Raw genomic sequence first — 11,382 nt, 5'->3', positions numbered from 1 at the left:
TCCTCCTTGGGATCAGGAGACACCAGTCTGACGCGTGCTAATCAGCTGCAGAAGATGGGGTTTGTGGAGCGCTTACAGCCTTTCGACAGGAGCTGCCACTGATCTCATCCTAACCGACCACTTGCCTGGAGGAACACTTCGCGAACGGTCAGGCCACGGGCTTTCAGGATCTCATTGTTTTTCTTTTTCCGACTGCCTCGACTGCTACCACGGCACTACCGATTCTGCCCGCTACCATAGTGCGTTATCGTCAGCCAGCGGTCAGTGAGGGGCTGGTCACGTTGTGCCTCACGGTTCCGACTTAGCAACGACTATACGAGATACACAGTAACGAAACCTCTTTTTCCTGATAGATTTATCAAACAACACACCTTCCCAAACGAAATCTTATGTGAGGGGTGGGGGAATTTCACTATCTAAAGTTCGAATTATAGACTCAGTCTCATTTGAATTTGGCAACTTTCCATCTTGCGCCGCTTCGGCGTCTACATCATTGACCTGCAATCCTTTTTGCCTGATATTATACGCGATGCGCTGCCAACGCTGCTTCCACTTATGCTCTCTTTCTTTTAACAACTTAATCTCGCCTTCCAGCTCCTCCACTTTCTTTACCAGATCCTCATGCGACATTGACCTGATGCGCCTGGGAGCCTTATCTCCGTTTCGGATAGACGACTTAGCATGCTGAAAGGCTGATTTCACCCCTGGCTTAGCTTGCATAGCCTGTCGAGTAAAACCGAAGGTGCTTTCTAGCAGCTTCCAGGAAAGGCTCTCATCCTCTGCCGCAGAGAGTTCGTGTATAAATCTTACAATGGACTTTTGGTCCTCTTCGGTCATCCTCTTATATTTTTTCATGAGGAAACACCTTTTAAATATTGGACGGGATCAAACTCTGCCACCCCCATATCACCAAGCTCCTCCTTCAAAGTAACAATCTTCTTATTATTATGTTTAACCCAATCGGAACTATATCTACCTTTGCCAGACTTTTCTGCTTGCAGGGCTGTTTCTTGCGCCACAATAGTCATAGCATATTGCCTCTTGACCTCGTCGACTCTATCTGTATCATCTTTTACCCATACAAAGTCTCGACACTGGGCAGAGCACTGAAGATGTCTTTCGCAACTATTCTGAGAAAATGAATGAACACAGATGCCAACCCCTACATCATGAACACCTTTAATACGAGCCTTCAGAAAAGCATCCTGTCGTTCTACAGGAACCTTTTTTAACTCTTTTGATATGACACCACCTATATTACCCTCTTTAGCCAAATCCATTATCGCGAGAATCTTTTGCTCCCTAGTAGTGTGTTGATATGCCTTTGTATCTGCCAGATTTTTACGACCAAACCACTCAGTTTGTAAGGCATCACTCATACCACCCTCATCAACCAGCGTATTTATAGTATGCCTAAACTGATGCGAGGTTAACTTGCTCTTGAGTTCATGCTGGCAAAACTGGCTCACAAGCTCACTAAGGTAGCTACCTATAAACCGTGAAAACATTGCATGGGTTATATAGGTAGAAAGCCAGCTGGCATAAGCACCACTGGATAGCCCTTGGAAACGAACGAACATTAGATCCTGCAAATAATATTTTTTCCGAGAGTCGTCAATAAAAAGAGGCTCCAACAACGAAGCACTGAAGTCCTTTTTTAGGTAGTCGATTAAATGCTCAACCTTAGTGTAACGTATAGGGTGTGGCGGCTTTTTCCCTTGAGAATTAAGCTTTTCATGATCAGCATATGAAAGTCCGTTTTTCTTTAACCATGCGTTGCCAGAAAGCAGCTGAGAGTTAAGCCCCAGTTCAGAAAGATCCTCTTTGTAAATTCTATCTTTATGCATATAGTCATGCAGGAAATTTAAATCAGGCCCCTTGTTTAACCTCATAGCTATGGCTGTATCTCTGGGAGCACGACTGACATCTTGAGCCTCAGAAACTATATCCTTCACCAACTCGACTGCGTCTGACGGAAGATAAACCCTTTCTTTAGGGCTCACTTTATTTCCTTTGGAAGTTTTCCTTGGAAAGTAATAAAGGAAAGAAAATCCCTCTCGATCTTGGCTTACATCCTGCAAGGGGATAAGAGAAATTTCGGAGAACCTTCTCCCGAGTATGGCGAAAAGTGATAGCATCAAAACGTACTGTCGATATTTATGATTTTTAGGTACTGACAGATATAGTTCCCCAATGCATCTCATCACATCCATCGGGATCAGTTTATCGGAGATGTAATCATTGGCCTTAGGATCATCAAGCCGCAGCCCAGATGTTCCGCCTGAAGTTTCAGGCCGCCGCATCCTACTATATTTATAGTCAAATACGGTAACGGCCAACCCATTAGCATCAAAGTTTGAAGCGACTTCGGCGACAGCTTTATGCATGTTATAAGCGGTTGACACTTGATAATGCTTACTTATCATCATGCACGCACTGTCCAACACTTCATGGTTCACTCTTTCCGGCGTGATTCCTGATGAAATAGCCACTTGAGCAATATAACTAAAAGCCTTAACAAATTGCCGCTGATTACTCATCGTCTGATTTGACCGATGATAGCGAATAAGAACTAGGGCCTTTGCTATATCGCCCCACATTTCAGGCAAAGGATTCCCGCCAAGATTTTTGGAAAATCTGAAGCTCAGAGTTGCTTGCGTATTTTTTTTAGACGACTCATTAACTAACCTTCCACTTTTCACGACCCAGTCAGTCTCATCCCACATCTCCACCATAAATCCGGCAGGCGTGAGCATCCTAGCCTGTTGAACAAGGGACCTCTGGTTAACTACTCTGTCTCGGTCGACTCTATTTATAAATGGAATGACCTTCTTTGATCTATAATTTCTTTTCATTATCATACTCCTTGCACCTATCTACCACACCTGCGACAGCTATAATAACATCGTCCAGCTGAATCCCCAGTCTCTTGGATTCGTATTTTTTTAATTTCTCTTCTCGATCTTCGAGCAAACAAGAAAGAACATTTTCGTGATCAGCATGAGCATATGGCTGAAACTTGCTGCAAAGATAACAACTATATGGTGGATCTAGATGGCATACATTAGATTCACCACAAACACCTATTTCGCCTATCGGATTCATACTACCGGGCTCTAGAAAGCTGAGATGCTTGTCTTTTCTATCCCCATTAATAGCCTCCGCGTCAGAGATGACAATGTTACCCTTGAACATGTTCAGCACACTTGCATATTTTTTAGCCATTGCTTTGTCCAAGTGCTCAACGATCCTCCCAGCAAGTCTATAATAAACACCCACGTTTTGTATGTTTGAATGATCCAACATCCGCGCCAATTCTTTTTTGCTGGCCCCTTCACCTACCATGTTTGTTCCGAACGTATATCGCATCCTTCGTGGAGTTATGTGCAGCAGTGCATTAGTAACAGGTGAGATGATACCTTGCCGCGCAACGAAATCCTTCAAAAGCTTTCTTATGTCATGCGTTGTCATGTTCAAAATATTTTCTTGCACACCCAAAGCAAGCGCGGCCTTATTTCCTGTTACATTTACAAACAAAGTGTCTGGCAATGGCTTGCAACTCAATTCCTGGCTGATTGAGTCTCTATTTTCTCTGTTCGCCTTTATCAGGTCTAGAACATACTGTGCTAAAGACTCATCTAGTGACTCTTCCAACATATCATCACGAGGAGATATAAATCCTTTCTTTATCCTGGGCATTTTTATTATGTAACATGGATCAAGACCATGCGGAGCGACGTTCTGAAAATCACTTTCGCGCAAATATGTTAGATTTTCCGAATTCCTTCCAGTAGCGATCAGCAAAGCAACTACAGCTCTTTGCTGATAACACACATATTCTTCAGCACTGTCCTCTCTTAGTGCTTTATTTATTAACTTAAGCTCTAAGGAAGATAGAGGGCCCTCTTCATCATCCTCACTCTTTATTGCTTGCCCCTTAGGATTTCCACCTACTTCTATTGCATCAATAAGATTGGCATACTCCGAATCAAAACCCATTTCTGGGTATCTATCGGCGGCCCATACGTACCATCGGATGGGGTAATATGCACGCCAAATACTTTGACGCTCACGCATTTCAACCAGCATATTTTCAAAGGATGTTATTAGGGCTTCTTCAATAGGCTCGGCTGAACCATTTACCCTTCTTAATACAAGCGTCCTTATAGCAGAATAAGCATTCAGCGCTGAGATTGAAGATACTGTCTGGGCTCTTTGCTTTATGTATTGCTTAAGAGCCCACTTTACCCCTTGATCTTCTATAACGTCGAATTTTAATTTATTGACGGCGGAGTTATACTCAGACAAAATCCAAGTATCGGTAGTCGTATCTATGAGCACTCCTTCCCTAGACACAAAGCTAGTCGACAGGCCATCCCATCCATAAAATTTTGCAACATCATTTTCTGTTTTCAATAAACTCTTATGCTCCATTAAAAGGGCACCTCCTCAAAAACCAAGCTTCTTTGATAACGCCGCATATAGGTGCTTGCAAAATCATTATACACTTGAACCGTATATCGATCTTGGGATGCCAAGTTTGTATCGCCTCTTAGAATTGCCAAGATTTTGGTCCTTTGCTCTTCTTCTAGCCCAGACTCCTTTAGCCCTTTAAGAAGGTTGGATGAGAAAGTATGCCGCAGAGATTTTGCTGTTATATTTTCTGGGAGCACGTCACTATGCCGCGACCTTATAATTCTGAAGTATTCTCCGACACTTTTTAAAGAAAGGGGGCGACCCTCATCACTCAAAAACAAATACTCACTTGGAGTCTTGGCTCTTTCTTCAAACTCATCTCTATATTCCACCAGATACTGATCCAAATGAAAAGCTATATTGGGATCATATATGGGTAATAATCTGCCATTCCTCTTTATGTTTGGTTTCATCCTTCTGGTGTCTTTTTTGTCTGGAGGCCTTCGCACAACATCAATTGCTGGATATGCACCGTGCTGAACATCGTCTACCTTCAAAGACAAAAGCTCTCCCGGTCGCATTCCACATCCGAGCATAAGCAAGACCATGACATAGTTTCTATATTTTACTGCATAGTTGCGGCCATACGAATTTGGATTCTCAGGATCCACGCAGTGAATTAAATCTTGCACCTGGTTAAGCGTGAGACCAAGACTGACACTTTTCTTTACCGGAATTGATTTCACGTATGCAGATGTCAGAAGACTTTCAACTCTGGCATTACTCTCTTTAAGAACTTTAAACTCATTAGACAAATAACTCATCTTCCCTGACACCACATTAAAGTGCCAATTCAAGAAAAGCCTCACAGTTGTAAGCCTTTCATTAAAAGTATCTGGAGACAAAAATAACTTTTTCAGCTTAGGGTTTTTATCAAAGCTTTTTCTGAGCCAAGGCACAAGGCTTCCATTGATGACAGCCTCACCAACCAGCCCTTTTACATACAACTCCAGAAACTGTTCATTACGACTCTTAATCCATTCGTCAAATATTGACAATTCATAAGAATTTCTTATAAGAGTATTTGTTTGCAGGTTCGCACGTGACAGTATGAACTCATTGTAAATAGGAACTGGAAGCCCAGTCTCATCCAGCAGGATGGGAAGTTGGAGTCCGGTTGGCTGTGTGATCGTTTCAACTTTCATCCTTTCATTACTCAAGTCTTATCTTTACATCATCTTATGTTATTTTTTCTATCTTGTCAAAATATTCTTATGGCATTTTTTCTATACCAGATATAGGTAAAGAAAAAGCCTCGCCAGCTTTACGCTTAGCGAGGCTCCGATATTCCACACAACCATCTGTTTATAAAGTTTTTTTTGGCAGTATTTCTTTTTGCAACATTACAAAAACGGCTTTATGGGATCTAGAACGGGATTTCGTCATCGAAATCATCGAAGTTACCCGGATCTGGCGCACCATAGTTGTTCTGCTTCTGCCCGCCTTGCTGCGGCTGGCCCTGCTGCGGCTGGCCCTGCGCCGGACGCTGCGGTGGCTGGCCGCCACCATAACCGCCGCCTTGGGGCGGCGGCGCCCCGTAGCCGGCGGGCTGCTGCGGCGCGGGAGCTCCCTGAGGCGCGCCGTAGCCGCCCTGCTGTTGCATACCCGCCCCGGGCTGGCCGGCGAAATCACCACTGCGAGAGTCGAGCATCTGCATGTCATTGACGACGATCTCGGTGGTATAGCGATCCTGGCCGTCCTGCCCCTGCCACTTGCGCGTCTGCAAGCGGCCTTCCAAGTAAACCCGTGAGCCCTTCTTCAGGTATTGCTGGGCGATCTCGGCAAGGCGATTGAACAGCACCACCGAGTGCCACTCGGTACGCTCCTGTCGCTGGCCGCTCTGCCGGTCGGTCCAGGTGTCGGTGGTGGCGACTCGCAGGTTGGCGACGGGGCTGCCTGACGGCATGAAGCGAACCTCGGGGTCTTGTCCCAGGTTGCCGATGAGTATGACCTTGTTGACGCCACGGGCCATGCTGGACTCCCTCTATCAAATGAACATGTACATTGTAATGCAGCGGCCTATCTGGCCCTGCCACTGATTGACAGGCTAGTCGCCGCGGTTACGATTCGAGCGGATAAGGCGCGCCAGGGCATCCTCGTCGAGACGCCTCCGGTCCACCTTAAGATACGCGACTCGCTCCTCGGGAACGACCATAACGTCCTCAACGCCAGCGACTTCGGCAAAACTGGCCATCAACGTGTCAAGGGCGTCCCCATGCTGATCGTCGTCCAGTGCCACTACCTCGCTGGACAGGTGGGGCACGGCTGGCAGCCCCAGCATCAGCAGCCACCAGATGCCGGCGACGACGGCACAGCCAAGGAATACCGCCGGCAGTCCCCACTGCTGGGCCAGCAAGCCCCCTAACACGCCACCGAAAAAGGCACCAATGAACTGGCTGGTCGAGTAGATCCCCATGGCCGTGCCCTTGGCTCCTGCCGGGGACAGCTTGCTGAGCATCGAGGGCAGCATGGCTTCGAGCAGGTTGAAGGCCACGAAGAACAGCAGCAACCAGGCGAACAACGCCCAGCCGCCACCGAAGCCAGCCAGGCCGGCCAGGCTGACGGTAATGGCCGCAATCGCGACCAGGCTCATGCCCTTCATGAGATGGCGCTTCTCGGCCAGGACTACCAGCGGCACCATGCCGACGAAAGCGAGAGCCATGATGGCAAGGTAGGTCAAGCCATGACGTTCTGCTTCGATGCCGGCCTCGACCAGGCGAAACGGCACGGCGACGAAAATGGCCATCAGCACCAGGTGCAGGGAAAAGATCGACAGGTCGAGTCGCCAGAGGTCGGCGCGAGTGAGAATGGCTTTCATCTGCTGACGATCGATGCCCACGTCGCGATGGCGTAGCCGGCGCGGTGCCGGGGGTACCAGCTTCCATAGCACGACCAATCCGAGGGCGGCGAGCAGGGCGGTGAACCAGAACACCGCGGAAAGACCGAAAGCCGCCGCCAGCCAGGGTCCCACTACCATGGCCACGGCAAACGCCACGCCGATGGAAAGCCCAATGGTCGCCATGGCTGCGGTGCGTACCTGCTCACGGGTCTGGTCGGCAAGCAGCGCCATGATCGCCGCGGCCACCGCTCCACTGCCCTGCAGGCAGCGCCCCAGGATAACACCGCCCATGGTATCGGCGGACGCAGCTACCACACTGCCTAGCATGAACAACAGCAGGCCTGCCGCAATCACCGGCTTGCGCCCCAGGCGGTCGGATAGCATGCCGAAGGGAATCTGCAGGATCGCCTGGGTCAGACCATAGATTCCCAGCGCCAGGCCCACCAGCAGCGGGGTGGCCCCGGCCAGCTCATCGGCATAGAGAGCCAGCACCGGCAGGACCATGAACAACCCCAGCATGCGAGAGGCATACAGGCTAGCCAGGCCGGCGATGGCGCGCCGTTCGGAGGCCAGCAGCAATCCAGAAAGCTTGCGCATAGGGCTTAAGACGATTCCTTGGGTAGGCGGGCTCGGGCTCTTCGATGGACCGACTATTCTAACGATTCCGGCCCCCGCAGGAAACGTCCCGTCCCGCGATGCTTTGGCGCGTCCTCGGCCACACACGTATAATCGAGGTTTTGCCGAGCGCCATGAGGTGGTAATGGACAGGATCGTTGTCAGGGGTGCGCGCACCCACAACCTCAAGCAGATCGACGTCGAACTGCCTCGCGACAGCCTGATCGTGGTAACCGGACTGTCCGGTTCAGGCAAGTCGTCACTGGCTTTCGACACTCTCTACGCCGAGGGACAGAGGCGCTACGTGGAGTCGCTCTCCACCTATGCCCGGCAGTTCCTGTCGATGATGGAGAAGCCCGACGTCGACCACATCGAGGGCCTGTCGCCGGCCATCTCCATCGAGCAGAAGTCCACCTCGCACAACCCGCGTTCCACGGTGGGCACCATCACCGAAATCTACGACTACCTGCGCCTGCTGTTCGCCCGTGCCGGTACCCCGCGCTGCCCCGAGCACGGTGAGGAGCTCGAGGCCAGCACCATCTCGCAGATGGTCGACCAGGTACTCGCGCTGCCCGAAGGCAGCAAGCTGATGCTGCTGGCGCCGGTGGTAAAGGGCCGCAAGGGCGAGCACCTGCAGCTGCTTGCGGAGCTGCGCGCGCAGGGCTTCGTGCGGGTGATGGTAGACGGCCAGGCACTCGAACTCGACGACATCGCACCACTGGACAAGAACAAGAAGCACGACATCAGCGTGGTGGTGGATCGCATCAAGGTGCGCGAAGGGCTCCAGCAGCGTCTGGCGGAGTCGTTCGAGACGGCGCTCAACCTGGCCGACGGCATTGCCATGGTGCATTTCATGGACGGCGAGGCCGAGGACATCACCTTCTCGGCGCGCTTCGCCTGCCCGGTGTGCGGCTATGCCATTGCCGAGCTCGAACCGCGCATGTTCTCGTTCAACAACCCGGCCGGCGCCTGCCCCACCTGCGACGGACTGGGGGTACAGCAGGTGTTCGACCCCGACAAGTTGATCAGCCACCCGGAGCTGTCCCTGGCCGAAGGGGTGATCAAGGGCTGGGACCGGCGCAGCGTCTACTACTTCAGCCAGCTGCAAGCGGTCGCCGACCACTATCGCTTCACCCTCGAGACACCGTGGCAAGACCTGGCTCGACACGAGAAGGACATCATTCTTTACGGCAGCGGTGACGACGACATCGCCTTCAGCTACGTCAACGACCGGGGTCGTCGAGTGACTCGCGAACACCCCTTCGAGGGCGTGCTGCCCAACATGCAGAGGCGCTACCGCGAAACCGAGTCGAGCATGGTGCGCGAGGAGCTGGCCCGCTACATCGCCGACCGCCCCTGCCCCAGTTGCCACGGCACCCGACTGCGCAAGGAGTCCCGCCACGTCTTCGTCGACGAGCACACCCTGCCGCAGATCGTGCAGCTGCCGATCGGCGAAGCCTGGGACTACTTCCAGCGCTTGACCCTGCCAGGACGGAAGGGCGAAATCGCCCAGAAGGTCATCAACGAGATCCACGCGCGCCTGGAGTTCCTGGTCAACGTCGGGCTCGACTATCTCAACCTCGAGCGCAGTGCCGAGACCCTCTCCGGCGGCGAGGCCCAGCGAATCCGCCTGGCCAGCCAGATCGGCGCCGGCCTGGTGGGCGTGATGTACATCCTCGACGAACCCTCCATCGGCCTGCATCAGCGCGACAACGATCGCCTGCTCAAGACGCTGATTCACCTGCGCGACCTGGGCAATACCGTGATCGTGGTCGAGCATGATGAAGACGCCATCCGCGCCGCAGACCACGTGCTCGATATCGGCCCCGGCGCCGGTGTGCATGGCGGACGCATCGTCGCCCAGGGCACGCCGGAAGCAGTGATGGCCAGCCATGATTCCCTGACCGGCCGCTACCTGTCGGGCAAGCGCCGCATCGAGGTACCCAAGTGGCGCATCCCGGGGAACCCGGAGAAACAGCTCGTTCTGACCGGAGCGAAAGGCAATAACCTTCACGACGTCACACTGACCCTACCACTGGGCCTGTTCATCTGCGTGACCGGCGTCTCCGGCTCGGGCAAGTCGACGCTGATCAACTCGACGCTGATGCCGATCGCCGCCCGCGAGCTCAACCACGCCACCAGCCTGACCCCAGCGCCCTTTGATCATATCGAAGGACTCGACAAGCTCGACAAGGTGATCGACATCGACCAGAGCCCTATCGGCCGCACGCCGCGCTCCAACCCAGCCACCTACACCGGCATCTTCACGCCGATCCGCGAGCTCTTCGCCGGTACCCAGGAGGCACGCTCACGCGGCTACAAGCCGGGGCGCTTCTCGTTCAACGTCAAGGGCGGACGCTGCGAGGCGTGCCAGGGCGAGGGCATGATCAAGGTCGAGATGCACTTCCTGCCCGATATCTACGTCCCTTGTGACGTGTGCAAGGGCAAACGCTACAATCGCGAGACGCTGGAGATTCAGTACAAGGGCAAGAGTATCGACGAAGTATTGGAGATGACCGTGGAAGACGCGCTGGAATTCTTCAGCCCGGTCCCGGCCATTGCCCGGCGCCTCCAGACCCTGTTGGATGTAGGACTCTCCTATATCCGCCTGGGTCAGAGCGCCACTACCCTGTCCGGCGGCGAGGCACAGCGCGTCAAGCTGGCCCGGGAGCTGGCCAAGCGCGATACCGGCAAGACGCTCTACATCCTCGATGAGCCCACCACCGGGCTGCACTTCGAGGACATCCGGCAGCTGCTCGCCGTGCTCCACCGCCTGCGTGACCACGGCAACACCATCGTCGTCATCGAGCACAACCTGGACGTGATCAAGACCGCCGACTGGATCGTCGATCTCGGTCCCGAGGGCGGCTCCGGCGGCGGCCGGATCATCGCCGAAGGCACGCCGGAGCAGGTGGCCGAGATGGAGATCTCCCATACCGGGCGCTTCCTCAAGCCATTGCTTGAACGCGCCAGGCAGCAGAAGACCGAGAAGGAGGCAACTGCCACCTGACGCTCACCGCTTCCCTCGACTTGCCTATGGACGAAAAAACCCAGCCTCATTGAGGCTGGGTTTTCGCATTGGCGTCGGACCTGAATCAGGGGAAGGTTAGGCCCCCTGAACGACGAAACCCAGCCTCTTTCGAAGCTGGGTTTCTGAATAAGTGCCTGACGATGTTCGGGCCGGCCATCCGGCGGGCGGCGCTCCGCTACTCTCGCATGGGGGTGAGCGCGCCCGGCCCTTCGCGGCACCGCCGCGAGGGCGCTCGAACGCCCCGAGCCGGCGAGGGGCCGGTCCGCGAAGCGGCCCCACGAAACAGAGAGCGGGTCGACCCATGCCCATGAAAAAATCCCGAGCACTTTCGTACTCGGGATTTTTGGAATAAGTGCCTGACGATGACCTACTCTCGCATGGGGAGACCCCACACTACCATCGGCGCTGAGCGGTTTCACTG

7 protein-coding genes are annotated in these 11,382 nt (G+C 52.9%); 1 reads left to right on the top strand and 6 read right to left on the bottom strand.

Annotated elements, in window-relative coordinates; translation table 11 throughout:
• Positions 1–387: 387 nt before the first annotated feature.
• The 6 genes from H1D44_RS19940 to H1D44_RS19915 form a co-directional block, all read right to left on the bottom strand.
• Positions 388–855: a protein kinase gene (locus H1D44_RS19940; RefSeq protein WP_181517023.1), complete on the bottom strand. Its 468-nt coding sequence runs from the start codon at positions 853–855 to the stop codon at positions 388–390.
• Complete coding sequence (locus H1D44_RS19935; RefSeq protein WP_181517022.1) at positions 852–2,756, bottom strand: integrase; 1,905 nt, start codon at positions 2,754–2,756, stop codon at positions 852–854. The genes H1D44_RS19940 and H1D44_RS19935 overlap by 4 nt, the downstream gene beginning before the upstream one ends.
• Before the next feature lie 82 nt (positions 2,757–2,838).
• Positions 2,839–4,434: a site-specific integrase gene (locus H1D44_RS19930; RefSeq protein WP_181517021.1), complete on the bottom strand. Its 1,596-nt coding sequence runs from the start codon at positions 4,432–4,434 to the stop codon at positions 2,839–2,841.
• The gene (locus tag H1D44_RS19925; RefSeq protein WP_181517020.1) at positions 4,434–5,621 is read right to left on the bottom strand and encodes a tyrosine-type recombinase/integrase; all 1,188 of its coding nucleotides are present in this window, start codon (positions 5,619–5,621) and stop codon (positions 4,434–4,436) included. The genes H1D44_RS19930 and H1D44_RS19925 overlap by 1 nt, the downstream gene beginning before the upstream one ends.
• A 221-nt stretch (positions 5,622–5,842) precedes the next feature.
• On the bottom strand, positions 5,843–6,448 hold the full coding sequence (gene ssb / locus H1D44_RS19920) for a single-stranded DNA-binding protein (RefSeq protein ID WP_181517019.1): 606 nt from the start codon (positions 6,446–6,448) through the stop codon (positions 5,843–5,845).
• A 75-nt stretch (positions 6,449–6,523) separates the two neighbouring features.
• A complete protein-coding gene (locus tag H1D44_RS19915) occupies positions 6,524–7,912 on the bottom strand; it encodes an MFS transporter (RefSeq protein WP_181517018.1) in 1,389 nt (462 codons plus the stop codon).
• Between the two features lie 163 nt (positions 7,913–8,075).
• Between H1D44_RS19915 and uvrA the strand changes: the two genes are divergently transcribed.
• On the top strand, positions 8,076–10,940 hold the full coding sequence (gene uvrA, locus H1D44_RS19910) for an excinuclease ABC subunit UvrA (RefSeq protein WP_181517017.1): 2,865 nt from the start codon (positions 8,076–8,078) through the stop codon (positions 10,938–10,940).
• Positions 10,941–11,382: the final 442 nt, after the last annotated feature.

It is taken from the genome of Billgrantia kenyensis, assembly GCF_013697085.1.
In the GTDB taxonomy this organism is placed as follows: domain Bacteria; phylum Pseudomonadota; class Gammaproteobacteria; order Pseudomonadales; family Halomonadaceae; genus Halomonas; species Halomonas kenyensis.
Note: the sequence above shows the minus strand (reverse complement) of the source record. Positions and strands in the feature narration are given on the sequence as shown.

Excerpts from the sequence above, each read along its gene's own strand:
- H1D44_RS19940 (WP_181517023.1), bottom strand. The coding sequence starts at position 855 with ATGAAAAAATATAAGAGGATGACCGAAGAGGACCAAAAGTCCATTGTA.
- H1D44_RS19935 (WP_181517022.1), bottom strand. The coding sequence starts at position 2,756 with ATGCTCACGCCTGCCGGATTTATGGTGGAGATGTGGGATGAGACTGAC.
- H1D44_RS19930 (WP_181517021.1), bottom strand. The coding sequence starts at position 4,434 with ATGGAGCATAAGAGTTTATTGAAAACAGAAAATGATGTTGCAAAATTT.
- H1D44_RS19925 (WP_181517020.1), bottom strand. The coding sequence starts at position 5,621 with ATGAAAGTTGAAACGATCACACAGCCAACCGGACTCCAACTTCCCATC.
- ssb (WP_181517019.1), bottom strand. The coding sequence starts at position 6,448 with ATGGCCCGTGGCGTCAACAAGGTCATACTCATCGGCAACCTGGGACAA.
- H1D44_RS19915 (WP_181517018.1), bottom strand. The coding sequence starts at position 7,912 with ATGCGCAAGCTTTCTGGATTGCTGCTGGCCTCCGAACGGCGCGCCATC.
- uvrA (WP_181517017.1), top strand. The coding sequence starts at position 8,076 with ATGGACAGGATCGTTGTCAGGGGTGCGCGCACCCACAACCTCAAGCAG.